Genomic DNA, 26,499 nt, shown 5'->3' on the forward strand with positions numbered 1-26,499 from the left:
GCTCAAGCCCCTCCCACAGAAGCTTCCTACCAACCGCCGCCTCCCCCGCCACCGCCGCCACCGCCTGACGAACCACCGCCGGATGAACCGCCCCCACCTGACGAGCTGCTCGACGGGGGCGATGAAGCCAGTGCTGTGGCGCTGCTCAGGCCGGCAGCCAAAGCGGCGCTCATGGCCAGCGGTGTGCTGAATGAACTGCGGCTGTGGTACCAGTCCGGTTGATAGCCACGCTGCGCCGGGTCGATCAGGCCATTGGCCAACGCCGTGCTGAAGCGCGCGCTCCACTTGTCCTCCACACCCAGGGCCATGGCGTAGGGCAGGTGTTTCTCGTACAGCGCAATGCTCATCGCCGGGGCATTGCCGGCAAGGGCCAGTGCGTCGCTTTCCGCCAGTTGCAGGTAGTCACGGTAGCCTTCCAGCTGATCGAGCAAACGCCGCCCTTCAACCGATGGCGCTGGCAGCAGGTAATAGAACAGCACCACCACCAGCACATACACGCAGAGCAGCAGCAAGGCCGGCAACGACGCCGCATCACTGAGCATCCACAAGCCAATCGGCACTGGCCAGACAAACATCAACCCCGCCAGACCCAGACCGATCTGCTTGCCCAAACTGGGCTGATTCCAGGCCATGTACAGCACAAACAGCGACGGCACGCCAAAGCCCATGGTGAACACCACGCCGGCCAGGCCGACAGCCACATCGTCCGCGTTACGCGCGCCGGTCAGTACCATTACCAGGCAGCCAACCAGCGCCCAGATCAGGCCCCAGGTCCAGATGCCACGGTTATTGCTGAACCAAGCCTTGCCCTGGGTGTGCAGCTGGGTTTTCAGCCCAGCCACGGCATCGGCCAGGCGCGGCTCGTAGTCGCTGCCAATCTCCAGGGCGATACCTTCCTTATTGGTGGGAAACAGGCGCTTGCGCAGGTCGCGATCACCCTCACTGAAGTCATCCCGCTCACCCGTGCCACGGGCCAGGGTAAAACCGCCGCCGCGCGGCTTGTCTTCAAGATGCAGGTGCTTGCGTATGGCCATATCGGTGAGCCACACACTGAACGCCCGCGCATCCTGATAAGCCCCTTTGAAACCGCGATGCCAGAGGTAGCCGGCCTGCACCGCGCTCATGCCTTTCGGAGCTTCGAACAGTGGAATGATCAAACCTTTTTCGGGGTCACGGCCGACTCGATCCCAGGCACGCAGATAAAAAATCACCAGTCCGACCAGCAGCAGCGCGCCCAGGCACAGGCCAAGGTTATCCAGCAGCACCGAGCCCAGGCGCTGCGTTAGACCCGGCCGCGCCACCAGGCCGGCTGGCCAATCCACGGCGACCGTCAGGCCGTGGTAGGCCGGCAAGGCTTGGGTAGTGGTCAAGCGCAGATAATCGTCCCGCTGTTCGAGCACCTCATAGGCCTTGCCCTGATCACCGCTGGCCCCGGTATAGGCGGCCACATCCCCCATCCGCGCACCCGGCGGCAGTTTGACCTCGACCGAGGCCTGGAGAATCGGAAAGACCCACTGATTACCGGTGACGTTCCAGTACAGCTCATCGGTATTGAGGTGGTGCAACAGCTGGCGCTCAACCCGGTAACGCAGTTCGTACTGATAGCGCCCCGGCTGCAGCAGCTGGTTGGCCGAGCCTAGGTAATAGCGCACCCAGGTGCCGTTCTGCTCGACCCGCGCCCGCTCCGCCTGACCATCGCGGCTCACCGCAAGCAAGGTGATCGGGCTGCTCTGTAACAGGCCGAAGGGCAAGCTGTAGCTGACCGGCAGATCGCGGTAGATGCCGCGCTTGATCTGCTCACCCTCGGCCTGCACGGTGATCCGCTCGGTCACCAGCAGGTTGCCGTCCGCCTGCACCTGCAGGGTCACGGCAAAGTCTTCAATCACCTCGGCCGCGGCGGCCCACAGCGGCAGCAGGCACAGGCTCAACAGGGCAAAACGCAGCACTCGCAGCATGTCAAAACTCCATTTTTGGCGACTGGGCGTCACGCGGGTCATCCAGGCTGAAGTACTCCGCCTGGGTAAAGGCAAAAGGCCGCGCCACTAGGTTGCTCGGTACAGATTCCACCAGCACATTCAACTCGCGCACCGCGCCGTTGTAATAACGCCGGGCCATCTGGATATGGTTCTCGACCTCGGTGATGGTGCGTTGCAGGTCGAGAAATTGACCATCCGCCTTGAGCGCCGGGTAATCCTCGACCAGGGCAAACAGCTGACGCAGCTGAGTACCCAGATGCGCCTCCACCGTCGCCCGCTCGCCCAGCGGCGAATCGGCCAGCTGCACCGCACGCATACGTTCCTGCACCAGCGCCTGCAGGGTGCCCTGCTCGTAGCTCATGTACTGGCGCACGCACTCGACCAGTGCCGGAATCAGGCTGGCGCGGCGCTTGAGTTGCACATCAATGCCACTCCACGCTTCAGCCACCCGCGCGCGGTTGAACACCAGCCGGTTGTAGTAATAAATCGCCAAACTAGCGAGCGCCACCAGCAGCGCCAGCACCACCCAGAATCCTGCCCCTTGCATAACCACTCCTTGATAAAAGCCAGCTGAACGCCTGCGCTATCCGTTCGCCCCTCACACCCTAGCTGGCTTCGACTGCGCCTGCCGCCACACCCGGTAACGCCAGCAGGGCGGACAGCACCCAGCAATCGCCGTATCCTTGAGTGCCAGCCACTGCGAGGCACCCCATGCAGATCGAGTTACTGGAAATCCGCGATCACCTGCAGCGCTTCCCGCCCTTCGATGCGTTGCCCGATGACAGCCTCGACGCCATTGCCCGGCAGGTTGAGGTGGCGTACTTCAAGGCCGGCACAGACATCCTGCTGTATGGCGCTGCGATTCACGAACTGCACTATGTACGCAGCGGCGCGGTGGAAATCTACCGGCGTAATGGCGCGCTTTACAACCGCCTGAGCGAGGGCGATATCTTCGGCCAGGCCGGCCTGTTGCGCAGCAACAAAGTGCGCTTTCCGGCGCGGGCGATTGAAGACAGCCTGATCTACTTCATCCCCGCCACTGTGTTTGCCCAGCTCTGCGAAGAGCACGATGGCTTTGCCGAATTCGTCGAGGCCGAAGGCCAATCGCGACTCAAGTCGGCGGTGGAAAGCCAGGGCCAGGCCAGCGAGCTGATCCAGATAAAAGTGCGCAAGCTGATCTCGCGCCAACCAGTCACCGCCAGCCCGCACACCTCGGTGCAACAGGCCGCCCAGCTGATGACCGAGCAGAGCGTATCCTCACTGGTGATCGTCGACGACAGCGCGCCCGCTGCCGGCATGGTGGGCATCCTCACGGACCGCGACCTGCGCACCCGCGTGCTCGCCATGGGGTTGGACAGCACAACGCCGGTCAGTGAGGTGATGTCGCCTAATCCCATCACAATTCAAGCCGATGACAGCGTGTTCGATGCCATGTTGTCCATGCTGCGCCACAACATCCACTACCTGCCGGTGGTGCAGCGGCGCCGGCCCATCGGCATCATCAACCTCAGCGACATCATCCGCTACGAGTCGCAGAGCAGCCTGTATCTGGTCAACTCGATCTTCAACCAGCCCGATGTCGCCGGGCTGCAAAGCCTGCTGCCGGACCTGCGCGCTACCTTTATACGCATGGTCAACGACCACGCCACCGCGCACATGGTCGGCAGCGCCATGGCCGGCATTGGCCGCGCCTTTACCCAGCGCCTGCTGGAACTGGCCGAGCAGACACTCGGCCCGCCGCCGGTGCCCTACTGCTTTATGGTCGCCGGCTCCATGGCCCGCGACGAACAGTTGCTGGTGACGGATCAGGACAACGCCCTGGTGCTCGACGACCGCTTTGACCCGGCGCAGCACGACGCCTACTTCGCCGCCCTTGCCCAGTTTGTCAGCGACGGCCTGGCCGCCTGCGGTTACAGCTACTGCAAGGGCGGCATCATGGCCAGCAACGCCCAGTGGCGGCAGCCGTTGAGTGTTTGGCGCGATTACTTCCAGCAATGGATCGACAATCCCAAGCCGCAAACCCTGCTGCACAGCTGCATCTTCTTCGACCTCGACGGCGTGTATGGCGAGGTCGAACTGGTGGAAAACCTCAAAGACCTGCTCGCGCAAAAAGCCAGCAGCAACCCGGCCTTCCTCGCCGCCCTGGCGCGCAACGCCCTCAACCGCACGCCGCCGCTGGGCTTCTTCCGCACCTTTGTGATGGAAACCGACGGCCAGCAGAAACACATCATCAACCTCAAAGGCCGTGGCACCGCGCCGCTCACCGACCTGATCCGCGTGCACGCCCTGGCCTGCGGCAGCAAGGCGCAGAACTCCCTGGAACGCCTCGACGCCATCGGCAAAACCAAGCTGCTGCAGCCCGAAGCCCTCGGCCAATTGCGCTACGCCCTGGAATTTCTCAGCCTGGTGCGCGTGCGCCACCAGGCCATGGCGGCGGCCGAAGGCGCGCAGCCGAACAACTACATCGAGCCGGAAAAAGTCTCCGCCAGTGACCGCCACAACCTCAAGGAAGCCTTTCAGGTGCTCAGCAACGCGCAGAAATTCCTGCGCTTCCGCTACCCCGCGCAACCGAGCAACAAGCGGTGACGGCGCCTGCCACAGCGCTGGACTGGGCCGCGCAGTTTGCCGAACTCGCCGCCAGCGCCCGCGACCCGCGCCTGCAAGCCTTCTATCAGGCCGGCTGCGTAACCACCGACACCCCACTGGAGCAGGTGCCGCTGCTAGCCCTGGACGTGGAAACCACCGGCCTGGACGCCAACCAGCACGCCATCGTCAGCCTCGGCCTGCTGCCCTTTACCCTGCAACGCATCCGCTGCGGTGCGGCGCGCTACTGGGTGGTCAAACCGGCCAGCGAGTTGAGTGGCGAATCGGTGACCTTTCACCACATCACCCACTCCGACATCCGCCACGCGCCGCGCCTGGGGCAGATTCTCGACGAGCTGCTGACCGCCATGGCCGGCAAGGTGATGGTGGTGCACTACCGCAACATCGAGCGCAGCTTCCTCGACCAAGCGCTGCGCCAGCAGGTGGGTGAGGGTTTGCAGTTCCCGGTGATCGACACCATGCAGCTGGAGGCACGCCTGTACCCCAAACGCCAACCCGGCTGGCTGGACCGTTTGTTGGGCCGCCAGCCGGTGTCGATCCGTTTGGCCGATAGCCGCCTGCGTTACAACCTGCCGATGTACCAGGCGCACCATGCGCTGACCGATGCACTGGCGACGGCCGAGCTGCTGCAGGCGCAGGTGGCGACGCGCTATGCGTTGGATACGCCGGTGGGGGAATTGTGGAGTTGAGGCAGTGACTCAGAAACGACTTGGGCGGCGCACACCACCACGATTGATTTATAAGCCGTACACACCCTGCAAATAAACGCGCCCGCATTGACTAATTCGAGAAACCGGGATGAATAGTTTCGACTGGCACAGCGACACGATTACGGCAGAAACACCGGTCACTACGACCTATCGAAATACGCAAAATGTTCGCCGGTTTTTGACGCAAGCTTGCGGCCCTAGCTTCCAATTTAATCGCGCGTTTATGGCGTGAATAAAAGATGGGGCGCCCAAAACAATGGGCGACGTGGCGGCAGAATGGCTGCGGCGTCAGCAGCAGTAGCGAAGGGACAAACAGCACAGGTGTCCGACGCCACGCGCCCCAAACGCCGGGCATAAAAAAGCGCGCCCGAAGGCGCGCTCATGTACGGCTCAACAGCAAGGGTCAGCGCGGTTCGCTCATCAGGCCTTTGACGATGGAAATACAGCCCACCAGCAGCACGATGGTAAACGGCAATCCCGTCGACACCGCCATGGCCTGCAGGGCCACCAGGCCGCCGCCAAGCAGCAGGGCGATGGCGATAACGCCCTCGATGCTGGCCCAGAAAATCCGCTGCGGGGTCGGTGCATTGACCTTGCCGCCGGCGGTGATGGTGTCGATCACCAGCGAGCCGGAGTCCGACGAGGTGATAAAGAACACCACCACCAGGACGATGCCGATCAGCGAGGTGATGCTGGTCAGCGGCATCTCACCAAGCATGCTGAACAGCTTCAGCTCCAGGCCGGCCTCCTGCGCGCCGGTAAAACCATCAACCAGCAACTGATTGATCGCGGTGCCGCCGAACGCGGTCATCCACAGCACCGAGACCAGGGACGGCACCAGCAAGACAGCAACCAGGAACTCGCGCACGGTACGGCCACGGCTGACGCGGGCGATAAACATGCCCACGAACGGCGACCAGCTGATCCACCACGCCCAGTAGAAGGCCGTCCAGCCCTGGCTGAAGTTGGCGTCTTCCCGGCCAATCGGGTTGGCCAGCGCGGGCAGGTATTGCAGGTAGGCCAGAAGGTTGTCGAAGAAGCCGGTGAGAATCGCCAGGGTCGGCCCGGCGATAATCACAAACAGCAGCAGGGCCATGGCCAGGCCCATATTCAGCTCGGAGAGGCGCTTGACGCCCTTGTCCAACCCCGCAACCACCGAAACCAGGGCGATGATGGTGACGACGATAATCAGCAGCACCTTGCTGGTGTCGGTGGCACTGATCCCGAACAGGTATTCGACGCCTGCTGCGGCCTGTTCCGCGCCCAAACCGAGGGAGGTGACCAGACCAAACAGGGTGGCGAACACCGCGAGGATATCGATCACATGGCCCGGCCAACCCCACACCCGCTCACCAAGAATCGGGTAGAAGATCGAGCGAATCGACAGCGGCAGGCCCTTGTTGAAGGAGAACAGCGCCAGCGACAGGGCGACAATCGCGTAGATCGCCCAAGGGTGCAGGCCCCAGTGGAAGATGGTTGCGGCCATGCCCAGGCGCACGGCCTCTTCGGCATTACCGGCCGCGCCGCCCAACGGCGCCCAGTCGGTGCGCACACCATCTGCGCCAACGCTGATACCGCCCATGGCCGCACTGAAGTGCGACATCGGCTCAGAGACGCCATAGAACATCAGGCCAATGCCCATCCCGGCGGCAAACAGCATGGAGAACCAGCCGAGGTAGGTGTAATCAGGCTTTGCGTCCATGCCGCCGAGGCGCACTTTGCCCAGAGGGGAAACGATCAGGCCGAGGCAGAGCAGCACAAAGATGTTCGCGGAGCCGATAAAGAACCAGGCCATGTGGTGGGTGAGCCAGTCGCGCAAGGCGCTGAACAGCGGCTCGACCTGGGTTTGCAGGGCCAGGGTCAGCACCACGAACAGCACGGCGACGACTGCCGAGATGGTGAAAACCTTGCCGTGGATGTCCAGGTTGAACAGGAACTTGCCTTTGATGTTGTCCTGACCGATCACGTAATCGGTGTCGATCAGATTGGCGTCGCCGGTGGGTGCCGGGATGCCGTCCAGAGTTGCCGCTTCTGGTTGCGGGGTCGTGTCAGACGAAGGGTTTTGACCCATGGGGGACTCCTTTGACGTGTGGCACGCTTTACGCGCACGAGGACGGGATTGCCCTACTCGTACAGCCACCAAGCCGGCGGCTGCGGGGTATAGGGTAACAGCCATGGCACATCCGTGCAGGCGCAAGGCCAGTATTGGCGGCCATTACAGCCCGTTATGCGGGGTTATTTGGTCTTTTGAGTCAGATTTTCTGCGCACATTGCCTCCCGCTGGGCGAGGCAATTAGCTATGGTTGGCCTATGGCCTGCTCGGGGTCGTTGTTTGAGATGTCGCTGATGAGAGCATTGCTGACGCTGCTGGCTTGCCTGCCCTTTACCCTGGCTGCGCTGACGCACGCCGAGACCTTCAAGGTCGGGGTCGAGCTGCAGCCCTACCTGCCGTATTCCAACGTGCAGGACGGCCAATACCTGGGCTATGGCCGCGACTTGCTCGACGCCTTTGCGGCGCACCAGGGCCATGAATTTATCTACCAACCGCTGCCGGTACGGCGCCTGCTCAGTGACTTTCTCAACGACCGGGTAGATTTCAAATACCCGGATAACCCGCGCTGGAACGCTGATCAGAAAAAAGGCTATGCGCTGCACTACAGCCAAGCCGCTGCACCGGCGATAGACGGCGTACTGGTCAAGCCCGAGTTTCTCGGCCAGGGCTCTGCACGCTTACACCGTCTCGGCACCCAGCGCGGCTTTACCCCTTGGCCCTATCTGGATGAAATCAAGGCCGGCAAGATTCTGCTGATCCAGGCCAACCAGATCGATTCACTACTGGCCATGGCCATGAACGACCGGATCGACGGCGTTTACCTCAATCCACAAGTGATCCAGCACCAGTTCTACAACAGCGCGGAAAAAAGCCTGGTGTTCGACCCCAAACTGCCCTACCAGGATGACCACTACTTCCTGTCGAGCATCCGCCACCCCGAGGTGATCAAGCAGTTCGACGCCTTCCTCAGCAGTCAGGCCGAACTGGTACAAATGCTCAAAGACCGCCATGGCATTAGCGATCCGCTTAGCGGCCAATAACTCACCTCGACTGCTTATTGCGGCTGCAAGGTTCCGCAATCCGCCGTCACCCAGCGCGCTTGGCTTTGCATGCTGCTGCTCTGGCCGTCGAAGGTGCCGTTGACCGTTGAGGTGAACGCTTTGTCGCTGACAAAGCGTGTCTCACCTTCGCCCTGGCCGTTGGGGCAGCTGAAGCGGAATGTCCACAGCTCGTCACTACGCTCGGTGACTTCATTGCTGCAGCCGGACTCGGGGTCTTGCAGGGGGATCTGCTGGGCCTTGATCTGCGCTTCGCTCATGCAGATACGCACACCCTTATCGCCCAGCTGAACGCCCTGCTGGGCCAGCATCTGCTCCATCATTTGCCGTTGCTCGGGCGGCAGGTTTTTCATCTGCTCAAGCATCTGTTCCATCCCCGGCACCGCCTGGCCGCCGACCTGCATCGTGTTCGAGCTGATTTCCCAGAGGCCGGGCTGGATATCCAGCGCGCTGGCCAGGGCGGGCAGTAGGCAAAGGCTAAGAAACAGAGGTTTGCTAACACCGCGGTGCATGATCGACTCCTGAGATGAGTGGGCGACCCTGCAAGCGTAGACCCTCTTAGGAAGCGTTCGCCTCGACCTCTTCCCGATAGATACGCAAGCCGCGCGCCTGGTAGTTGGCTAGCGCGCTGGAGTGATCAAGGCTGCAAGTATGCACCCAAACCTTGGTGGTGCCCGGCCAGGCCCAGGCGGACTGCAGCGCGTGAGTCAGCAACGGGCCGCCAAAGCCCTGACCGAAGAAGGCCTCAGCCAGGCCGAAATAGAGAATCTCCACCGCGCCGTCCGCATCGCGCAGCAGCTCGTAGTAACCGGCAATGGCGCCCTGGTGATAGGCCACCCAGGTGCGATGATGGGGCTGTTCGATCAGTTCGCGCCACTGCGCGTCCGTCCAGCTGAGTTTGTCGGTCCACTGCCAGGGCTCGCCGACCAGCTGGTAGAGAAAGCGGTTGAGCTGAAACTGCTTGAGCTGGCATTCCACCACGCTCAGGTCAGTCGGCAGCGGCTTGGCGCGGATCTGCTCGGGGTGCTGCATGTCCAGGTAATAGGTGATGGTGCTCATAACATCCTGCTTGTCAGTCAATGTGCTGAAGCTAACCGTTACTGCAAACGAACAAAACCCCCACCGGCTGGGCCAAATGGGGGTTCTCCTCTACAACAACCAGGGCTTGTGGCCCGGGAGCGAACGCAGCCTTAGCCGTCGTCCTGGCCTGCCGCCGAGGCGGCCGGGGAGCTTTGCTCACAGCTCCAGAGTTCCAACGCCGGCTGGGTCGCTTGTGGCGGGCCGAGCCATTCACTCATCGAGTGGCAACGCTGGTTGAAACACAGTTGATAATCCCCTGCCTCGGGGGTTCGCCCCAAACGCAGTGGCTGCAAGGGTGGTAGCTGACGCTGGTAATGCCAGCTGCCCTCGCGCAGTTCGGCGCCGTCTGGAATCTCCATACCGGCCCCGGAACCTTTGACCCGCGCCTCGCCGAGGAGCAACCCCTCAGGCGTCACGCGGTAATCCTCTTCCCAACGAATCTTCTCAATCGTATGTGTCCAGGCCAGGGTAAAGCTGGGCGTGGGCACTTCTGCCCACACCGCGCCCGCCAAACCCAGGCACAGGCCGATCACGCAGTGGCCAGCTGAGCGCGACGAGCACGCCAGACATGCTGGGCGATAAACAGCGCCGCCAGAACGAAGCCGATCTCGTCACTCATCGGCGTGGCCAGAATCAGACTGACACCGGCGCCGAAGGCCAACGCGCGCTCCCACCAGCTCAGTTTGGCCTGCAGGTAGCCGGTAAATGCCGCCCCCCAGATGCCGATGGCCAGCAGCGCCTTGGCTACCACATACAGCGTGGCCAGCAGACTATCGCCCTGCAGCATCAGCGCCGGTTCGTATACCGCCATAAACGGCACCACGAAACCGGCCACGGCGATACGCACGGCCCACAGGCTGATCTTCAGGCCGCTCTCCTTGGCAATCGGTGCGGCCGCGAAACAGGCCAGCGCCACCGGCGGCGTGAGGTCGGCCATGATGCCGAAATAGAACACGAACATGTGTGACACGATCAGCGGCACGCCCAGCTCCAGCAACGCCGGCGCGGCAATCGAGCTGGTGATGATGTAGTTAGGAATGGTCGGGATGCCCATACCCAGCACCAGGCAGGTGAGCATGGTCAACACCAGCGAAAGGAACAGGTTGTCCTGACCGATGGCGAGGATGTAACCGGCAAAGGTCGAAGCCACACCGGTCAGCGAGACCACACCGATAATCACCCCCACCAGGGCGCAGGCAATGCCCACTGGCACCGCATGCCGTGCACCTTCCACCAGCGCATGCAGACAGATCACCAAGGTGTCGCGGCCGCCTTTGATAAACCAGCAGATCGCCACCAGCAACGCGACGACGCCGAACACCACACCGATACCGAGCTGGAAGAAGCCGGCGCAGAGCACGCCCAGGGCAATCCAGAAGGCAAAACGCATGACCTTGGACGACACCCGCAGGATGATCGCCGAGCCGAGAATCACGATGGCGGTCAGCGCCAGGCCGACCATGCCGGAGAACAGCGGCGTGCGCCCCGAGAACAGCAGGTAGATAAGGATGAACAGCGGAATCAGCAGGTACCAGCGCTCCTTCACCGCCGTCCAGGGGTTCGGGCACTGGTCTTTCGGCAGGCCCTGCAGGTTGGCGCGCTTGGCTTCCAGATGGACCATCCAGAACACCGAGCCGAAGTACAGCAATGCCGGAATCAGCGCGGCCTTGGCCACCTCGAAGAACGGTACGTTGATCGTCTCGGCCATGATAAAGGCCACCGCGCCCATGATCGGCGGCATGATCTGGCTGCCCATCGACGAGGTCGCTTCCACGCCGCCGGCAAACGCCGGCTTGTAGCCGAAACGCTTCATCAGCGGGATGGTGAACTGGCCGGTGGTGACCACGTTGGCCACGCCCGAACCGGTGATGGTGCCCATCAGCGCCGACGACACCACCGAGACCTTGGCCGGGCCGCCGAGTTTGTGGCCGAACAGGCCCATGGCGAAGTCGGTAAACAGCTTGATCATCCCGGCCTGTTCAAGGAACGCGCCGAACAGAATAAACAGGAAGATGTAGGTGGCCGATACATAGGTCGGCGTGCCGTACAGCCCCTCGGTGCCGAAGGCCAGCTGGTTGACCAGCTGATCGATGCCGTAGCCACGGTGCATCAGGTCGCCCGGCAGGTACTGGCCGAACAGGCCGTAGGCCAGAAACAGCGCGCAGATGATTGGCAAGGCAATGCCCATCACCCGCCGTGCGGCTTCGAACACCAGGACGATTAGCAGCAGGCCAACGACCATGTCGCTCTGGGTCAGGTCACCGGAACGTTGAATCAGATCGGCTTCGAAGTACCACTGGTAAAACGCCGTGGCCATGCCGGCCAGACCCAGTAGCCAAGCCAGCGGCTGCCAGGGCTGCTCTTTGCCACGGGCGGGAAAACAGAGAAACACCACCAACAGCAGAAAACCCACATGCACGGCACGCAGAATCTGGCTGGATACCGGGTGGAAGGCCGCGGTGATGATCTGGAAAATGGAGAACAGCAGCGCGACATAGAACAGCGCTTTCGGCCAATCGCCGGGGTTGGCGGCAAGGCCTTGATTGTGGTCACTCATGGAGCAGATGCCCTCACTACAACGTTGCCAGCACAAGAGTCGCCAACAAAACCTGCCGTGGCGCGCACGCCGGTTTTATTCGCAGCTCTAGCTCATATTCGGGAGCGGTTGGCGCTGCGCACAGCGCCAACCTACAGGGTTAACCCTTCAGCAGCCTTACAACGCGCCAGCTTCCTTGTAGAAGCGCTCGGCACCCGGATGCAGTGGGATCGGCAGGCCCTTGGCGGCGCCTTCCAGCTTGATGTCCTTGGCCGCCGAGTGGGCGTTACCCAGGCGCTCGAGGTTGTCGAACATCAGCTTGGTCATCTGATAGGCCACTTCATCGGACACGCCTTCATGGCTGACCAGAATGTTGGTGATGGCCACGGTCGGTACATCGCTATCCTGACCGTCGTAGGTGCCGGCTGGAATCGAGGCAGCCTGATAGGCGGCGTTGTCGATCTTCGCGGTGATCTCCGCCGGAATGGCGACGAAGGTGATCGGCAGGGTCGCGGCCAGGTCACGAATTGCTGCCATGCCCAGGCCCGAGGACTGCAGGGTGGCATCCAGCTGACGGTTCTTGATCAGCTCGACCGACTCGGCGTACGGCAGAAACTCAACCTTGCCCATGTCTTCATAGCTCAGGCCGGCGGCCTTGAAGATGGCGCGGGCGTTCAGCTCGGTGCCGGATTTCGGCGCGCCAACGGAGATGCGCTTGCCCTTCAGGTCAGCCAGGGTGGTAATGCCGGATTCCTTGCTGGCGACGATCTGGATGTAGTTCGGGTAGGTGCCGGCAATCGCCCGCAGCTTTTTCAGCGGCGCCTTGAAGCCGGCGTCTTCTACACCATTCCAGGCATCGGCGACCGAGTCACCGAGGGCGAAGGCCAGCTCGCCGCGACCGGCTTGCAGCAGGTTGAGGTTTTCCACCGAAGCCTTGGTGGCCTGCACCGAGGTCTTCGAGCCTTCGATGCCATTGCTGTACAGCTGCGAAAGGGCCACACCGATGGGGTAATACACACCGCTGGTGCCACCGGTGAGCACGTTGATGAACGTTGGGGCGGCGAGTACCGCGGTGCTTGCGGTAAAGGCTGCGGCAGCAGCAAACAGGCTGAAACGTTTGGTCATTCGCATGGAAGAATCTCCGTCGTTGTTATGGCTTTATGCAGAGGTTTCACTGTCAACGCTGCGCGCCACCGGGGGGCGGTGCAGCGCCGGGACTAACGCAATAGCGAAAAGGAGCAGAGGCTCACGCGCGGCCTGAGCCGAGCGCACAAGAGGTGGGCAATGGATGCCGAGCGCGACAGGCGCGCAGACGATGCGGGGCAGTACATGGGGTTCACCTCTTGTCTTTCTTATAGAGGCCGAGGCAATCGAGTGCCCGGCTGACAAGAGCTATAGCAGATGCCGTGCCAGTGAGAGAAAAGCCCCTTCTAGAGCCTTTACTCCAATCAGCACTGTCAGCCTGGCGGCTGTAGTAAGCGGAAATCCGCCAATGAAAAAACTCAGATAAGCGAAATTCCGCCGACTAGTTCTCACTCGTCATCAGCACTGCCGGCCGGCCGATAGCTGCTGCGCTGCAAGCCGTGGCGCTGCATTTTCTCGTTAAGGGTGCGGCGTGGCAGCTGCAGCAGCGCCATCACCTCGGCGATGTTGCCCTGGCAGTGCTGCAGGGCGCGGTGCAGACATTGCGCCTCGAAGGCCTCCATCTGCTCGGCCAGCGACTGTTGCGGCAGGCCATCGTCGCCCTCCACACCGCCACTCAAGCCCAGGGCATGGCGTTCGGCGGCGTTGATCAGCTCGCGCACGTTGCCCGGCCAGTCGTGCCCGAGCAGCCGGGTCAGCTCGCTGGGCGGCAGGCTCGGTGTCTCACGGCCATGGCGTTGCGCAGCCTGGTTGGCGAAGTGTTCGAACAGCAGCGGAATGTCTTCACGGCGTTCACGCAGCGGCGGAATCCGCAGGGTGGCGACATTCAGCCGGTAGTAGAGGTCTTCACGGAAACGCCCAGCCTTGACCTCATCGAGCAGGTCCGGCTTGACCGCGCTGATCACCCGCAAATCGACCTGGATGCTGCGGTTGGAGCCGAGGCGCTCCAGGGTTTTCTCCTGCAGCACGCGCAGCAGCTTGACCTGCTGGGCCAACGGTAGGCTTTCCACCTCATCGAGAAACAGCGTGCCGCCGTCGGCATGTTCGATGCGACCGATGCGCTTGCCCTGGGCGCCGGTAAAGGCGCCGCTTTCATGGCCGAACAGCTCGCTCTCGAACAGGTGCTCGGGAATCGCCGCGCAGTTCAGCGCGACAAACGGCTTGCCGGCGCGGTTGCTGAAATCATGCAGACAACGGGCAACCCGCTCCTTGCCGCTGCCGGTGTCACCGCGCAGAAGGATATTTACCGAGGTGCCGGCCAGCTCAAGGATCTGCCGGCGCAGGGTTTCCATCGGCCGCGAGACGCCGAGCAGCTGCGCCTCGATATGGTCCTTGAGGGCGAACTGCTGACGCAGCTGGCGGTTCTCACAAACTAGGCGGCGCTTGTCCAACGCGCGGCGTACGCTGTCGAGCAGGCGTTCGGGGGTAAAGGGTTTTTCGATAAAGTCATAGGCGCCCTGGCGCAGCGCCTGCACCGCCATCGGCACATCGCCGTGCCCGGTGATCAGAATCACCGGCAGATCGCGGTCGCGCTCCAGCACGCTGTCGAGCAGCTGCAGGCCATCGGTGCCGGGCATGCGCACATCGCTGATGATGATGCCGGGGTAGTCACGGTCGACCAGCGCCAGCGCGGCCTGCGCCGTGGCGCAGCTGTGCACGCGAAAGCCGGACAGTTCCAGCCACTGCTGCACAGCCTCGCGGATGGCCGCTTCATCGTCGACGACTATTACGTGCCCGGTCATATCACCTCCTGATCAATCGGCGGCAGTGTAGCGCGGATAAAATCCGGGAAATAACCCGCACTACGCATTCGGCGCTGCCGGCAAGCGCAGGGTAAACACCGCGCCCTGCTCGCCATTGGCCGCCTCCAGGCTGCCGCCCAGCTCACGGATGATGCCGTAGGACACCGCCAAACCGAGGCCCAATCCGGCGCCCACCGGTTTGGTGGTAAAGAACGGCTCGAACACATGCCCCAGCGCCTCGCTGGCGATCCCGCCGCCGCTGTCGGCGATGCTCAGCAGACACTGCTCGGCCTGACGCTCGATACGAATCTGCAACTGCCGCACGGTGCTGTCCGCCATGGCATCCAGGGCATTGTTCAGCAGATTGAGCAGCACCTGCTCCAGGCGAATCGCATCACCCAACACCCGCGCTTCGCTGTCGATCTCGCTGAGCAGCTGCACCTGTTCGCTGCGCAGGCGCGGCGCCAACAGCTGCAAGGCTTGCTCCAGCACATCGCTCAACCGCAGACGCTCGCTCAGCCCCGCCGGGCTTTTGCGGGCAAAGGTTTTCAGGTGACCGGTGAGCCCGGCGATGCGTTGCAGCAGGCCATCGATACGCTGCAGCCCTTCGCGCACGTCGTCCTGACGACCGCTATCGAGCAACAGGCGCAAGCTGCCCAGCTGCATCTGCATGGCCGTCAGCGGCTGGTTGATTTCATGGGCCATGGCGGCGGACATCTGCCCCAGCGCCGCCATCTTCGCCGCATGCACCAGGCCTTCCTGGGCCTCGCGCAATTCGGCGGTGCGCAGCGCCACTTCACGTTCCAGGCGCTCACGAATGCCAGCCTGCAGACGCTGAGTCTTGCGCCGCTGGGCCAGGTAGAGCAGCAGAAAGGCCAGGGTCATCCACACCCCGGCGGCGGCCAGACGATAGCTGCGCACGCTGTCGACCAGGGTTTTCGGCTCGTGCAGCAGGTGCAGGGTCCAGCCTTCATCGCCCAGGGCCTGGCGTTGCCAGAGATAATCACGCGGGCCGTCCGGACCCTCGACCCGGCGCCACTGGCTGTCGTTGTCGATCTGCCGGCGCAGCGTGCTGGCCAGCGGCTGCAGCGCCTGTTCGGCGTATTTGCGCACCTCCACCAGCTCGGCGCGGGCCTGCTCGCTCAAACTGTCGAGGGCGAGAAAACGCCAGGCCGGACGGTTACTGAGGATCGCCACCGAGTAGCTGTCGGCCACCAGCAGCACGCCGGGCTGGCTAGCCCATTCACGCTGCAGCTCTTCCAGCTCCAGCTTGACCACCAGCACGCCGAGCACCGTGCCGTTGTCGTCGCGCACCGCATGGGAGAGGAAATAACCAGGGATGCCGGTGGTCACGCCCACCGCAAAATAGCGCCCAGAGGACTGACGCACGGCATCCTGAAAATACGGGCGGAAGGCGTAGTTGTTGCCGACAAAACTGCTCCAGTCGCGCCAGTTACTGGCCACCAGGGTTTCGCCTTTATCGTTGAGCAGATACAGCACGTTTGAACCGGCGGCCGTGTTGAGCTGCTCCAACCGTTCATTGAGTTTGCTGCGCAGCAAGCTGTCATCCGGCGCGCGCAGCAGCGACTTGATATCGCTGTCCAGCGCGAGCACCTCGGGCACCGAGCGGAAGCGTTCGACCAGGGTGTGGATCGACTGCGCATACAGCTGCAACTGCCCGCGCGCCTCCACGCTGCGCTCCTGCCAGGCGCGCTGCTCGGCATAACGCCCGGCCAGCCAGATGCTCGCCAGCAAGCCGAGCAGAATCAGCAGGACGATCAGGGCAACGCGGTAACGCAGTAGAAAGGCAGACATGCGCGGCTCGCAGCAAGGCGGAGCCGGCATGGTAAGACAAAGCATCGCGCCGTGCAGAGCGCAGCGGCTCGACTGTTTGAACAAGCGCCGGCGGCCGCTATAGTCAGCGCTGGCTATACGGCGATTACGCCAGGGACGCATGATGAGCACTGAGCAACAGGCCACTACCCCACGCTTCTGGCGCGACCCGGCGCTGCCCTTCGTGGAAACGCGCGAAGCCCTCGATGGCCGTTTGTTGTGCTACGCCAAGCATTCCCATGAGTGTTTTTCGATCGGCACCATCACCCGGGGCCGCAGCACCTACTTCAATGAAAAGGCGCGCGAGCAGGTCGCGGCCGGCACGCTGGTGCTGATGAGCCCGGGTGACGTGCATGCCTGCAACCCCGTGGATGGGCAGCCCTGGTCGTATCGCATGTTCTATATCGACAGCGCCTGGCTGGGCGAGCTGCAACACCAGCTGGGGTTCGGCCACAACCCGCAACTGCAGCCCTTCTCCGCTATCCTCAGCCGCGACCCTGAGCTGTTCAACGGCCTCAACCAGCTGTACGACCTGCTCAATGCCGCGTCGGTCGATCAGCTGCGCAAAGAGTGCGCCCTGATCGACTATTTCAGCACCCTGCAACAGCGCCTGGCACCCGCGCCGGCCCCCGCACGCGAGGACAACCCGCGCATCCGTCTGGCCGCAGAATTTATCCGCGCGCACTGCACCCAAACGCTCAAGCTGGAAGACATCTGCAGCGCCGCCGAGCTGTCGCCCTCCTACCTGATTCGCAGTTTCCGCCAGCACTACGGCATGACCCCACATGCCTACCTGCTCAACTGCCGTGTGCAAGTGGCCCAGGCCGGGCTGAAACGCGGCGAGTCGATTGCCGAGGTGGCGCTGGACGCCGGCTTTGCCGACCAGGCGCACTTGCAGCGCACCTTCAAACAGCTGCTCGCCGCCACCCCCGGGCAATACCGCCGCGCCTGATCAGACCAGCAGGTAAAGCGCCGACAGCACCAGCAGCAAGGCCAGGCCGCGATTGAACCGGCGCAGGTACAGCGGATTCTCCAGGTACTGGCGCAGATAAACCCCGGCCAGCGCCCAGCAACTGATCGACAGATAACAAATCACGAAATACAGCGCCGCGAACTGCCCCACCCGCCACAGATCGCCATCCGCCGCATAGGCGCCCATGCCTGCCATCGAGGCCAGCCAGGCCTTGGGGTTGAGCCACTGCATCAGCGCGCCCTTGAACAGCGACGGGCGCTGCTGTGCATCGTTGCCGCTGAATTGCCCGTCAGACCGGGCCAGGCCGTAGGCCATGTACAGCAGAAAGGCGACGCCAAACCAGGCCACCCCGTGCGTCAGCGCCGGCCACTGCTGCAACAGCTGCTGCAAGCCCAGGCCCATGGCCAGCAACAGCGCGGTAAAGCCGAACGTCGCCCCCGTGACATGGCGCATGCTGCTGCGCAGCCCATGGGTCGCGCCGGCACTAAGCGCCAGCAGGTTGACCGGGCCGGGAGAGATCGAAGCAGCGAGGGCAAAACCCGCCATGGAGTAAAACAGCGTATTCATTACACACCTGTCAGCACAACCAAAGGAGGTGCCAGGCTGACAGGCCCACCGCGCAGGGTATTGAAGGAAAATGCCCTGTCAGGGCATGCCCGACAGGGCAGAACAATCAGCGCGAGAGGTGATCCGCCCGCTGCAACAGCCCGTCCGTTAGCCACTGGCGCAACCAGCTCACCGCCTGCGCCGGCGCCTGTTCACCCAGGTGTGCCAGCTCGCCGCACAGCTCAGCGAAGCTCCAGCCTTGCACGGCCATGCCCTGCAATGCCGCCGCTTCATCGGCCGCCAGGCAGCGGTAGCGGGTAATCAGCTGATCACGCCAGACCACACAGGTCTCTGTCGCAACCAGTGGCTGGCTGCCAGGGAAGTCACCCTGCTCCTTGCACGCACGCCAGATCGCCAGGCTGTTATGCCGGCACGCCAGCCACTGCACGCTCGGTAACAAACGCACCTGCAGGGTCGGCCAGTCTTCAGCCGGCAGTTCGGCCATCTGCGCCAGGCTCAGGGGCGCGGCGTCGACGGCATCAAAAGCCAAAGTAAACGCCCATTCCAGCCGCGCCAGTTCGCTGAGCGGCGCGGCCTGTGCGGGAATCAGGTAGCCGTCGATAAAGTCCGCCAGCTGTGCGCCTAACCAGCGCAGGCTGAAATGCTGCGAGGGGTGCGCGTCGAGATAGGCCAGGGCCAAGGCATCGAACTCCTCGTCGCCCAGCCAGCTATGCACCGCCGGATAGTCACCGCGCAAGCCTTCCAGCAAGCGCGCGCGATAGGCGTTGTGGTAAATCGCCAGGCCCTGTTCGGCACTCAGCGCCGCGCTGCCCAACAAGCTGGCCTGCAGCGCCGGGTTGGGCTGGGCATCGGGGCCCTGCAGGTAGGCCTGCACCTGCGCCTGCCAGTCACTCAGGCGCATTACGCTGTGCCTTGCAGTGCTTGGGCGGCAAACCGGCGCGCCGTGTTCAGCTCGTCGAGCAGCACATCCAGATCGGGAAAATGATCGTCACGCTCCAGCAGCGTGGACACCGGGCCGAGGTGCTGCAAGGTGCGTTGATAAAGCTGCCAGACCGGATCGCTGACTGGCTGATCATGGGTGTCGATCAGGTAGCTGCCGTAATCGCTGTGGCCGGCCAGGTGCAGCTGACGAATGCGCTGCTTGGGCAGACTGCTGATAAAAGTCCAGGCATCAAAGCCATGGTTGCGTGCACTGACGTAGACATTGTTGACGTCCAGCAACAGCTCGCAACCACTCAACTCGCTGAGCGCGGCGAGAAACTGCCATTCGCTGAACTGATCATCGGCGCAGCGCAGGTAACTGGAGACGTTTTCCAGCACCAGCGGCCGCTCGATCACGTCCTGCACCTGGCGCACCCGCGCGGCCACATGCTGCAGGCTCTCCTCGGTATAAGGCAGCGGCAGCAGGTCGTGCAGTTGATGGGCATTGCCCCGGCTCCAGCACAGGTGATCGGAGATCCACGCCGGCTGCACGCGCGCGGCCAGGTGTTTGAGCTGACGCAGGTAGTCGCGGTCCAGCTCATGCGGGCCGCCAATTGACAGCGACACGCCATGCATCACCAGCGGGTACTGCTCGCCGATGGCATCGAGAAAGTAGAGGGCCTTGCCGCCCGCTACCAGATAATTTTCCGAGACGATCTCGAACCAGTCGATGGCCGGCCGTTGTTCGAGAATGGCTTGGTAATAGGTGCTGCGCAGGCCCAGGCCGAAACCCAGATTGCCGCGTTGGGCATTCATTGCTGGCTCCTTGCTAGGTGATGCGGGGCAACCGCACGGCGGCCGCCCCGGCTCACTTACTCGCCGACAGTACCGCCTGCCGCATCGCACTCGGCCTGGGTCATGGCCTTGAAGCCGTGGCCTTTGCAGACAGCCTGGCCTTTGCAGCTGTTTTCGGCGGTCTTGCAGTCATTCTGGCCTTTGCAGGACGTGACGCCGTAGCAGTGCACCTTGGCTTCTTCAGCAGCGACGACAGTGCCGGACATGCCGGCGAACATGGCAGCAGCAGCGAAAGCGATAGCAGCACCAGTAGCAGCGGTAGATTTCATGTTCATGTGCGTATCCTCGGGTGATCTGGGTGAGCCGGACGAAAAGGGGTTTGTGTGCCGGCATTCAACTAGAGCGACGAGACCAACAGGCGTTACAGCAGCGCTGAAAAAAACTTTAGCGATTCAGCGCCGACGCAGTAAAAGCACGAAAAACACCCCGCCAATCGCCGCCGTGGCGATGCCGATGGGCAGGTCCTGCGGGGCCAGCAGGGTGCGTGCGGCGACATCCACCCAGACCAGAAACAGCGCGCCAAGCAAGGCACTGACCGGCAGCAGGCGACGATGCTCGGCGCCCACCAGAAAGCGCGCGACATGCGGCAGGATCAGCCCGACAAACCCGATGGCACCACTGAGCGACACCAGCACCCCGGTCAGCAGCGAGGCGCAGACAAACACCAGCAAACGCACCCGGCGCGGTTCCAGACCGAGGCTGACTGCACTGTGTTCACCGGCCATCAGCGCATTCAACGCCCGCGCCAAACCGAGCAACAGCAGCAGGGCCAGCATCAAACACAGCGCCGGCAGCCAGAGCAGTTCCCAGCGCGCCAGACCAAGGCCGCCGAGCATCCAGAAGATCACCGAACTGGCGGCATGGTGATCGCCGAGAAACAGCAGCAGGTTGCTCGCCGCCATCATCACAAACGACACCGCCACCCCGGCCAGCAACAGGCGATCACTCTCCAACCGGCCGCCGCGACTGGCAATCGCCAGCACTAGCAGCATGCTCACCAGCGCGCCGACAAAGGCCGCCAGCGGCAGGCTGAGCAGGCCGATAAATTCCCCCAGGTACAGCACCACAATCACCGCACCGAGTGCCGCGCCAGAACTCACCCCGAGCAGATGTGGATCGGCCAACGGATTGCGCGTCACCGCCTGCAGCGCCGTGCCGACCAGCGCCAGCCCGGCCCCCACCAGCGCACCGAGCACCACCCGTGGCGCACGGATCAGCCAGACGATGCTGTCCTGGGCGCTGCTCAACGCCTGCGCCGGCTGCAAGTCAAACAGGCGCTGGCCAAGAATCTCCAGCACGCGCGGCAAGGGCACCGGCGCAGCGCCAAAGCCCAATGACGCGGCGCAGGACAAGGCCAACGCCAAGGCCAGCACCAGCAGCAACAGGCGGTAGGCGCGCGGGCTGCGAATCATTGGTCGAACGCCTGCGGGTGCAGCGCGGCGGCCAGGGTTTCGATGGCGGCGGCGTTATCCAGGCTCGGCGTCACCGCCAGGTACGGCAGCACCACAAAGCGCTGTTCACGAATCGCCGTCAGCCCCTGCAAGGCAGGGTGCTGCAGCAGAAAGTCACGCTTCTGCGCCGCGCTGCGCTCGCCGTAATCGACGATCAGGATCACCTCGGGGTCGCTGCTGATCACCGCTTCCCAGCCAACGCGCACCCAGCTCGCGGCCAGCTCATCCATCACATTGCGCCCGCCAGCGGCTTCGATCAGCGCCTGTGGCATGGCCAGGCGGCCGGCGGTAAAGGGGCTTTCCTCGCCGCTGTCGTAGAGAAATACCCGTGGCGCCGGACCGCTGTCGGCCAGGCGTGCACGCACCGCCGCCACCCGTTGCTGCATGCCCTGCACCAGCGCCTCGGCGCGCGGCTGCACGGCGAAGATGCGGCCAAGGTTGTGCAGGTCGGTGTAGACATCCTCCAGGCTGGCCACCCGGCGTGGCATGACGTGGGCGCAGGACTCGCTCAGCTCGTACACCGGGATGCCGAAACGCGCCAGGCTGGCCGGGGTGACTTCGCCGCCGACGCGCATGCCGTAGTTCCAGCCGGCGAAGAAGAAATCCGCCTCGGCGTTGAGCAGGTTTTCCAGTGACGGGTGCCGCGCCGCCAGCTCGGGCAAGTCGGCCAGCTGCGCCATCAGCTCGGGGTTCGGGGTTTTCCAGGCGCTGATGCCGCTGTAACCGACCATCCTTGATTTCAGCCCGAGGGCCAGGAGCATGCCGGTCAAGTTGATGTCCTGGCTCACCGCGCGCTGCGGCGGCTGCGCGATGGTCAGCTGACGGTCGCAGCTGGTCACAGTCACGGCCTTGGCGGACAGGACGACGCCCAAGAGCGGTAGGCACAGGGCGTAATGCAGAAAACGCTTCATGGATTGATCCAGGTAATACGCGGATGCCCCGCGAGGGGATGACGGTCGACCAGCGCCTGCACGCCATACACCTCGGCCAGCAGTGCTTCGGTCAGCACTTCGGTTGGGGTACCGCTGGCCACCACGCGGCCGTGGTCGAGCACATACAGGCGGTCGCAGAAAGCCGCTGCCAGGTTGAGGTCATGGAAGCTGGCCAGGGTCGCCAGGCCGAGGGTTTTGATCAGCCGCAACAGCTCCAGCTGGTAGCGCGGGTCGAGGTGGTTGGTCGGCTCGTCGAGGATCAGCAGCGTCGGTTGCTGCACCAGGGCGCGGGCCAGCAGCACGCGTTGCTTTTCCCCGCCGGAGAGATGAGCGAACGCCTGACGCTTGTGCGCGCTCAGGCCGACCCGTGCCAGTGCCTGCTCGACCAGAGTAACATCGGCCTGATCATCGCCATCAAACAGGCCCTTGTGCGGCGTGCGGCCCATGGCGGCGACTTCGGCCACGGTGAGGCCGAAGTCCTGGGGAAACTCCTGCAGCACCACCGCCACCCGCTGCGCGCACCAGCGCGGCGAACTGCTCCACAGCGCTTCGCCGTCCAGCTCAACACGGCCCTGATCGGGCCGCTGAAAGCGGTAGGCGCAGCGCAGCAAGCTGGTCTTGCCGCTGCCATTGGGGCCGAGCAAGCCGACCAGCTGGCCGTCGCCCACCACCAGTTCAATGCCGTCGAGCAAGGCCTGATCGCCATTGGGCGACCAGGCCAAGTCGCTTATCTGCAAGCGCGCCATCAGAAACGGTAATCGGCAGTGACGAACACCGAACGCGGCGCGCCCAGGTACCACTGCTGGCCATCGCTGCTGCCGGTGGTGGCGTACTGGCGGTCGAACAGGTTGTTCAGCTCCAGCCCCAGGCGCACGTCCGCCTGCACCTGCCAGCCGATAGTGGCATCAACCACGGTGTAGCTCGGCAGCGTCACGCTGTTCGCTGTGTCGGCATAGCGCGCATCGACATAACGCGCGCCGATCCCGGCCTGCACCTGCTCGCTCAGCGCCTTGCTCAACCACAGGTTGGCGGTGCGCCGTGGCACGTTGGTCGGCCGGTTGCCGCTGCGGTCACCACCGGCCTCGCGGAAGTCGTCGTACTCGGCGCGTACCCACGCGGCGTTGGCCGACACCTGCCAGCCCTGCCCCAGCGCCAGCTCCAGGGTGGCTTCCAGGCCGTCGGAAGACTGCTGGCCGATCTGCTCGGTCGGCGCGGTCGGGGTGGCGCGGCTGAGCAGCTTCTCCTTGACGATATGGTAAGCGGCCAACGTCCATTCGCCCTGGCCATTCCAGAACGCCTGCTTAAGGCCGATTTCGGTCTGCTTGGCCTCGCTGAGGTCGAACTGTTGCTGGCTCGGATTAAGCGTCAGCAAGTTGCTCACGCCCTCGGTGCTGGTGGCGTACTGGCCGTACAGCGACAGCTCGGACGTGATCTCGAAGACCAAGCCGGCGCGCCAGTTGTCGCCGCTCAGGCTGCGGTCCGTACGCGAGTCATCGACCAGGTTGCTGCGGTCGATATGTACCTGATCGCGGCGCAGGCCAGTGACCAGCGACAGACGTTCGGTCAGCTGGGTACGGTTCTCGGCGAACAGCGAGAACTGCCGCGCCAGGTTGCGCTCGCGCGGGCCATAGCCGAGCGGGTCGGTGCTCTGGTACTGGCCGCCGCTGCCGGCGAGCGGCACTGTATCAGTGAAGCTGCTGCCGAAATCATGCTGGCGGGCGAAGTGGATGCGGTTGTAGTCCACGCCCACCACGGTGCGGCTGTCCAGACCGAACAGGGCGTGCTCCAGGGTGAAGGTCTGGCGATCGCCGACCTGCTCCTGGGTGTGCTTGATCTCGTAGAAGTCGCTGCGTTTGACCTGATCACCCGGCTGCCAGCGGTAGGACTCGGCATTGCGCCAGTAGCGCTGGGTTTTGATGTAGTACAGCTGGTTGCTGGCGGTCAGTGCGTCGTTGATGCGCCAGTCGCTGACCAGTCGAGTGATCTGGTCGTTGTAACGAACTTCTGCGTTATCGACGTTGTAATTGCGCTCGCGCAGGCTCTCGCGGTACTGGCCGGCGACTAGCGGTGTGCCCAGGTAACGCTGCGGGTCCTGATCGCCCTGATCATGGGACAGGGTGAAACTCAGCGCATCGCTGGCATCCCAGCGCAGGGCCGCGCTTAGCGCCTGGCTCTGCGACTCGCCGTCATCGACCCAGCCATTGCTGGCCTGCTGATTGAGGTTGAGCCGGTAGCTCAGTGCATCGCTGAGCGAGCCACCGCTGTCCAGCGCGGCCTGGCGGCGGTCATCGCTGCCGTAGCCGAGGCGCAGCTGGTTGCTGATGGCGCCGCTAAACGGCTTTTTCGGCACCACGTTGATCACCGCGCCGGTCGCGCCTTCGCCGTAGAGCACCGAGGCCGGGCCGCGCAGCACGTCGACGCGCTCCACCGACCAGGTGTCGACCGGGAAGGTCACGGTGCCGGCCCCGACATACTGACGGGTGCCGTCGTACAGCTGCATGGTCGCGCTGTGCCCGGTAAAGCCGCGCGCCGACAGTGCGGTGCCGCCATTGCCGGGGCTGCCAATGCTGCTGATGCCGGGGGTGCGGGTGACCGCGTCCTGCACGCTGAGGTTGTTGCGCCCGCGCACCTGCGCGCCGCTCAGGCTGCTGGTACTGGCAGGGGTTTGCAAGGCCGTCAGGCCCAGGCGCGAACCGCTGCTGCTGGGCGTATGCAGATCGCTTGCGCCCTCCGCAGCAGCCTTGGCCTGCACGGTCGTGGCCGGCAGATTGACTGGAGATTCGCCCGCCACAGCCGTACCGGCCAGGCACAGGGCAAGGGAAACAGAGAGTTGAGACAGGGGATAGCGCGCCATGATGCTTCCATCGCAAAAGGGATAGGCACGGCAATCCCGATGGAAACGCGCAACAGCAAAACACGGGCGCGCAGGCACCCACGATCGGCGTCAACGCCCGCCCACCGCGGGTTGCCAAACAGTTGGGAGTTGCCGCTGCATCACGGGCAGCGCACAACATCCCTAAGAACCTATTCAGGCTCTTAGAATCAGGCCGGTCTCCGGGCTTACGAGGGTCATGAAGCCATCGCCTTCCCATGCAGAAACTGCACAGTGGCATCGTGATGACGTCGCTCGCTTACCGTTGCGGGGGCAGCGTCGGACTAGCCCAAAGGGCGCACCGACTTCCCGTTTAACCTCACGCACGGCGGCGTGAGACACCTGAAACGGCGCGGATATGACCATTCAGGCCAATCCGCGTCAAGTTTTTAGCTGTTGCCGAATGGCTCTACAGCGGTCTTCTCAGCCCTTATCAATGCGCAGCTCGGGCACTGCGCGGCCGGCCACCAGGCGCTCATCGACCAGGCGGATCAGCTCGGCTTCATCGCGCACGCGGAACCACTCACCGGCCGGGTAAAGGCTGGCCGTCGGGCCCAGATCACAGGGAAACTGGCACTGCGTACGGGTGATATGCACCCCGCCTTCACACTCCAGTTTGCCGGCGGCCTTGAGGCGCTGACGCAGGGTTTTCCACAGGTCCAGCGCACCGCGACGGGTACAGCGCGGGCCGTTGCACAGCAGCAGGCGCTGGGCGTGCGGCGGAATCTGCGACCAAGCGTGATGCCCCGGCACGGCGGCCACCCCCACACAGGGCAGGTGCAGCTCGGGGCGCTCGATCAGTGCGCAGGCGGCTTCCACCGGCAAGCCCTCGGCCTGGCCAATCGCACTGGCGACAAACAGCTGATCGGGATTGGCCTGCTGGCACAGTTCGCTGCGCAGCCAATCGAGGTGCGGGCTGCTACTCTGCGGCTCGAGGTCGATCACCAGCAGCGGCCGCTCACCTTCCGCCACGCGCTGCCAGAGCGGCGCATAACCCTCACTGGTATCGACGATATCGGCCAGCGCTGCTTCCCCGCGCAGCTCAGCCAGGCGACGGCGGAACAGCTCAGCAAACGCGCCCTCGGCCAGGTCGGGGCCGACAAACAGAATGCGGGCGTAAGGGGAAACGGGCGTGGTCATGGCGGCCTCCAAAGCGGGGCGGCAGTCTAACAGGGGATTTTTTGCCTTGGGGG

The 26,499-nt window shown here is 63.6% G+C and carries 23 protein-coding genes, 1 pseudogene and 1 riboswitch; of the genes and pseudogenes, 5 read left to right on the forward strand and 19 right to left on the reverse strand.

Annotated elements, in window-relative coordinates; genetic code table 11:
- Nucleotides 1-26: 26 nt before the first annotated feature.
- On the reverse strand, nt 27-1,955 hold the full coding sequence (locus BLO50_RS08455) for a DUF2207 domain-containing protein (RefSeq protein ID WP_090250970.1): 1,929 nt from the start codon (nt 1,953-1,955) through the stop codon (nt 27-29).
- Between the two features lies 1 nt (nt 1,956).
- Entirely contained in the window at nt 1,957-2,523 is a 567-nt protein-coding gene (locus tag BLO50_RS08460; RefSeq protein ID WP_090250973.1) for a LemA family protein, read from the reverse strand.
- A gap of 164 nt (nt 2,524-2,687) precedes the next feature.
- On the opposite strand from BLO50_RS08460, the gene BLO50_RS08465 reads away from it, so the two are divergent.
- From BLO50_RS08465 to BLO50_RS22030, 3 genes and pseudogenes are all read left to right on the forward strand, one after another.
- Entirely contained in the window at nt 2,688-4,562 is a 1,875-nt protein-coding gene (locus BLO50_RS08465) for a DUF294 nucleotidyltransferase-like domain-containing protein (protein WP_090250976.1), read from the forward strand.
- Nucleotides 4,559-5,269: a 3'-5' exonuclease gene (locus BLO50_RS08470; protein ID WP_090250979.1), complete on the forward strand. Its 711-nt coding sequence runs from the start codon at nt 4,559-4,561 to the stop codon at nt 5,267-5,269. The genes BLO50_RS08465 and BLO50_RS08470 overlap by 4 nt, the downstream gene beginning before the upstream one ends.
- Nucleotides 5,270-5,378: 109 nt before the next feature.
- A pseudogene (locus tag BLO50_RS22030) lies at nt 5,379-5,519 on the forward strand (DUF6434 domain-containing protein); the annotation flags it as partial.
- Nucleotides 5,520-5,693: 174 nt separating this feature from the next.
- On the opposite strand, the gene BLO50_RS08480 reads toward BLO50_RS22030, so the two are convergent.
- Nucleotides 5,694-7,361 carry a BCCT family transporter gene (locus BLO50_RS08480; RefSeq protein WP_090250981.1) on the reverse strand — a complete coding sequence of 556 codons (1,668 nt, stop codon included), beginning with the start codon at nt 7,359-7,361 and terminating at the stop codon, nt 5,694-5,696.
- Nucleotides 7,362-7,636: 275 nt separating this feature from the next.
- On the opposite strand from BLO50_RS08480, the gene BLO50_RS08485 reads away from it, so the two are divergent.
- Nucleotides 7,637-8,383 (forward strand): substrate-binding periplasmic protein, encoded by a 747-nt coding sequence (locus BLO50_RS08485; protein ID WP_090250984.1) that lies wholly within the window; start codon nt 7,637-7,639, stop codon nt 8,381-8,383.
- A gap of 14 nt (nt 8,384-8,397) precedes the next feature.
- Here the strand turns inward: BLO50_RS08485 and BLO50_RS08490 are convergent, their stop codons facing one another.
- The 7 genes from BLO50_RS08490 to BLO50_RS08520 all read right to left on the reverse strand — a co-directional run bounded on the left by BLO50_RS08490 (nt 8,398) and on the right by BLO50_RS08520 (nt 16,717).
- Entirely contained in the window at nt 8,398-8,913 is a 516-nt protein-coding gene (locus BLO50_RS08490; RefSeq protein WP_090250986.1) for a DUF3617 domain-containing protein, read from the reverse strand.
- 46 nt (nt 8,914-8,959) lie between these two features.
- Nucleotides 8,960-9,460: a GNAT family N-acetyltransferase gene (locus tag BLO50_RS08495; protein WP_090250989.1), complete on the reverse strand. Its 501-nt coding sequence runs from the start codon at nt 9,458-9,460 to the stop codon at nt 8,960-8,962.
- Between the two features lie 131 nt (nt 9,461-9,591).
- Nucleotides 9,592-10,014 (reverse strand): DUF1850 domain-containing protein, encoded by a 423-nt coding sequence (locus BLO50_RS08500; protein ID WP_090250993.1) that lies wholly within the window; start codon nt 10,012-10,014, stop codon nt 9,592-9,594.
- Nucleotides 10,011-12,038, reverse strand: a complete 2,028-nt coding sequence (locus BLO50_RS08505; protein ID WP_090250996.1) for a TRAP transporter permease — start codon at nt 12,036-12,038, stop codon at nt 10,011-10,013. The genes BLO50_RS08500 and BLO50_RS08505 overlap by 4 nt, the downstream gene beginning before the upstream one ends.
- 156 nt (nt 12,039-12,194) lie before the next feature.
- Nucleotides 12,195-13,148, reverse strand: coding sequence for a TAXI family TRAP transporter solute-binding subunit (locus BLO50_RS08510; RefSeq protein ID WP_090250998.1), 954 nt, complete (start codon nt 13,146-13,148; stop codon nt 12,195-12,197).
- Nucleotides 13,149-13,549: 401 nt separating this feature from the next.
- A complete protein-coding gene (locus BLO50_RS08515; RefSeq protein WP_090251000.1) occupies nt 13,550-14,902 on the reverse strand; it encodes a sigma-54-dependent transcriptional regulator in 1,353 nt (450 codons plus the stop codon).
- A 60-nt stretch (nt 14,903-14,962) separates the two neighbouring features.
- Complete coding sequence (locus BLO50_RS08520; protein ID WP_090251004.1) at nt 14,963-16,717, reverse strand: sensor histidine kinase; 1,755 nt, start codon at nt 16,715-16,717, stop codon at nt 14,963-14,965.
- 142 nt (nt 16,718-16,859) lie between these two features.
- On the opposite strand from BLO50_RS08520, the gene BLO50_RS08525 reads away from it, so the two are divergent.
- Entirely contained in the window at nt 16,860-17,687 is an 828-nt protein-coding gene (locus tag BLO50_RS08525) for an AraC family transcriptional regulator (protein ID WP_244152852.1), read from the forward strand.
- On the opposite strand, the gene BLO50_RS08530 is transcribed toward BLO50_RS08525, so the two are convergent.
- From BLO50_RS08530 to BLO50_RS08570, 9 genes are all read right to left on the reverse strand, one after another.
- Entirely contained in the window at nt 17,688-18,275 is a 588-nt protein-coding gene (locus tag BLO50_RS08530) for a LysE family translocator (protein WP_090251009.1), read from the reverse strand.
- Nucleotides 18,276-18,381: 106 nt separating this feature from the next.
- Nucleotides 18,382-19,176, reverse strand: a complete 795-nt coding sequence (locus BLO50_RS08535) for an HvfC/BufC N-terminal domain-containing protein (protein ID WP_090251012.1) — start codon at nt 19,174-19,176, stop codon at nt 18,382-18,384.
- A complete protein-coding gene (bufB, locus tag BLO50_RS08540) occupies nt 19,176-20,012 on the reverse strand; it encodes an MNIO family bufferin maturase (protein WP_090251014.1) in 837 nt (278 codons plus the stop codon). Before bufB ends, BLO50_RS08535 begins: the two co-directional genes overlap by 1 nt.
- Nucleotides 20,013-20,068: 56 nt before the next feature.
- Nucleotides 20,069-20,326 (reverse strand): BufA2 family periplasmic bufferin-type metallophore, encoded by a 258-nt coding sequence (gene bufA2 / locus BLO50_RS08545; RefSeq protein ID WP_090251017.1) that lies wholly within the window; start codon nt 20,324-20,326, stop codon nt 20,069-20,071.
- Between the two features lie 117 nt (nt 20,327-20,443).
- Nucleotides 20,444-21,463 carry a FecCD family ABC transporter permease gene (locus BLO50_RS08550; protein ID WP_090251020.1) on the reverse strand — a complete coding sequence of 340 codons (1,020 nt, stop codon included), beginning with the start codon at nt 21,461-21,463 and terminating at the stop codon, nt 20,444-20,446.
- Nucleotides 21,460-22,413, reverse strand: a complete 954-nt coding sequence (locus tag BLO50_RS08555) for an ABC transporter substrate-binding protein (RefSeq protein WP_090251022.1) — start codon at nt 22,411-22,413, stop codon at nt 21,460-21,462. The genes BLO50_RS08550 and BLO50_RS08555 overlap by 4 nt, the downstream gene beginning before the upstream one ends.
- Nucleotides 22,410-23,180: an ABC transporter ATP-binding protein gene (locus BLO50_RS08560; RefSeq protein ID WP_090251025.1), complete on the reverse strand. Its 771-nt coding sequence runs from the start codon at nt 23,178-23,180 to the stop codon at nt 22,410-22,412. Before BLO50_RS08560 ends, BLO50_RS08555 begins: the two co-directional genes overlap by 4 nt.
- Nucleotides 23,180-25,288, reverse strand: a complete 2,109-nt coding sequence (locus BLO50_RS08565) for a TonB-dependent receptor (RefSeq protein WP_090251028.1) — start codon at nt 25,286-25,288, stop codon at nt 23,180-23,182. The genes BLO50_RS08560 and BLO50_RS08565 overlap by 1 nt, the downstream gene beginning before the upstream one ends.
- A gap of 174 nt (nt 25,289-25,462) precedes the next feature.
- Nucleotides 25,463-25,667, reverse strand: a riboswitch (cobalamin riboswitch).
- Nucleotides 25,668-25,729: 62 nt separating this feature from the next.
- On the reverse strand, nt 25,730-26,446 hold the full coding sequence (locus tag BLO50_RS08570; RefSeq protein WP_090251030.1) for a (2Fe-2S) ferredoxin domain-containing protein: 717 nt from the start codon (nt 26,444-26,446) through the stop codon (nt 25,730-25,732).
- Nucleotides 26,447-26,499 lie beyond the last annotated feature (53 nt).

The organism is Pseudomonas peli (assembly GCF_900099645.1).
In the GTDB taxonomy this organism is placed as follows: domain Bacteria; phylum Pseudomonadota; class Gammaproteobacteria; order Pseudomonadales; family Pseudomonadaceae; genus Aquipseudomonas; species Aquipseudomonas peli.

What these genes read in the sequence shown, in the direction of transcription:
- bufA2 (WP_090251017.1), bottom strand. Translation starts at nt 20,326, where the DNA reads ATGAACATGAAATCTACCGCTGCTACTGGTGCTGCTATCGCTTTCGCT.
- BLO50_RS08550 (WP_090251020.1), bottom strand. Translation starts at nt 21,463, where the DNA reads ATGATTCGCAGCCCGCGCGCCTACCGCCTGTTGCTGCTGGTGCTGGCC.
- BLO50_RS08525 (WP_244152852.1), top strand. Translation starts at nt 16,860, where the DNA reads ATGAGCACTGAGCAACAGGCCACTACCCCACGCTTCTGGCGCGACCCG.
- BLO50_RS08530 (WP_090251009.1), bottom strand. Translation starts at nt 18,275, where the DNA reads ATGAATACGCTGTTTTACTCCATGGCGGGTTTTGCCCTCGCTGCTTCG.
- BLO50_RS08555 (WP_090251022.1), bottom strand. Translation starts at nt 22,413, where the DNA reads ATGAAGCGTTTTCTGCATTACGCCCTGTGCCTACCGCTCTTGGGCGTC.
- BLO50_RS08460 (WP_090250973.1), bottom strand. Translation starts at nt 2,523, where the DNA reads ATGCAAGGGGCAGGATTCTGGGTGGTGCTGGCGCTGCTGGTGGCGCTC.
- BLO50_RS08510 (WP_090250998.1), bottom strand. Translation starts at nt 13,148, where the DNA reads ATGCGAATGACCAAACGTTTCAGCCTGTTTGCTGCTGCCGCAGCCTTT.
- BLO50_RS08495 (WP_090250989.1), bottom strand. Translation starts at nt 9,460, where the DNA reads ATGAGCACCATCACCTATTACCTGGACATGCAGCACCCCGAGCAGATC.
- BLO50_RS08560 (WP_090251025.1), bottom strand. Translation starts at nt 23,180, where the DNA reads ATGGCGCGCTTGCAGATAAGCGACTTGGCCTGGTCGCCCAATGGCGAT.
- BLO50_RS08515 (WP_090251000.1), bottom strand. Translation starts at nt 14,902, where the DNA reads ATGACCGGGCACGTAATAGTCGTCGACGATGAAGCGGCCATCCGCGAG.
- BLO50_RS08565 (WP_090251028.1), bottom strand. Translation starts at nt 25,288, where the DNA reads ATGGCGCGCTATCCCCTGTCTCAACTCTCTGTTTCCCTTGCCCTGTGC.
- BLO50_RS08535 (WP_090251012.1), bottom strand. Translation starts at nt 19,176, where the DNA reads ATGCGCCTGAGTGACTGGCAGGCGCAGGTGCAGGCCTACCTGCAGGGC.
- BLO50_RS08465 (WP_090250976.1), top strand. Translation starts at nt 2,688, where the DNA reads ATGCAGATCGAGTTACTGGAAATCCGCGATCACCTGCAGCGCTTCCCG.
- bufB (WP_090251014.1), bottom strand. Translation starts at nt 20,012, where the DNA reads ATGAATGCCCAACGCGGCAATCTGGGTTTCGGCCTGGGCCTGCGCAGC.
- BLO50_RS08520 (WP_090251004.1), bottom strand. Translation starts at nt 16,717, where the DNA reads ATGTCTGCCTTTCTACTGCGTTACCGCGTTGCCCTGATCGTCCTGCTG.
- BLO50_RS08455 (WP_090250970.1), bottom strand. Translation starts at nt 1,955, where the DNA reads ATGCTGCGAGTGCTGCGTTTTGCCCTGTTGAGCCTGTGCCTGCTGCCG.
- BLO50_RS08485 (WP_090250984.1), top strand. Translation starts at nt 7,637, where the DNA reads ATGAGAGCATTGCTGACGCTGCTGGCTTGCCTGCCCTTTACCCTGGCT.
- BLO50_RS08480 (WP_090250981.1), bottom strand. Translation starts at nt 7,361, where the DNA reads ATGGGTCAAAACCCTTCGTCTGACACGACCCCGCAACCAGAAGCGGCA.
- BLO50_RS08570 (WP_090251030.1), bottom strand. Translation starts at nt 26,446, where the DNA reads ATGACCACGCCCGTTTCCCCTTACGCCCGCATTCTGTTTGTCGGCCCC.
- BLO50_RS08490 (WP_090250986.1), bottom strand. Translation starts at nt 8,913, where the DNA reads ATGCACCGCGGTGTTAGCAAACCTCTGTTTCTTAGCCTTTGCCTACTG.
- BLO50_RS08505 (WP_090250996.1), bottom strand. Translation starts at nt 12,038, where the DNA reads ATGAGTGACCACAATCAAGGCCTTGCCGCCAACCCCGGCGATTGGCCG.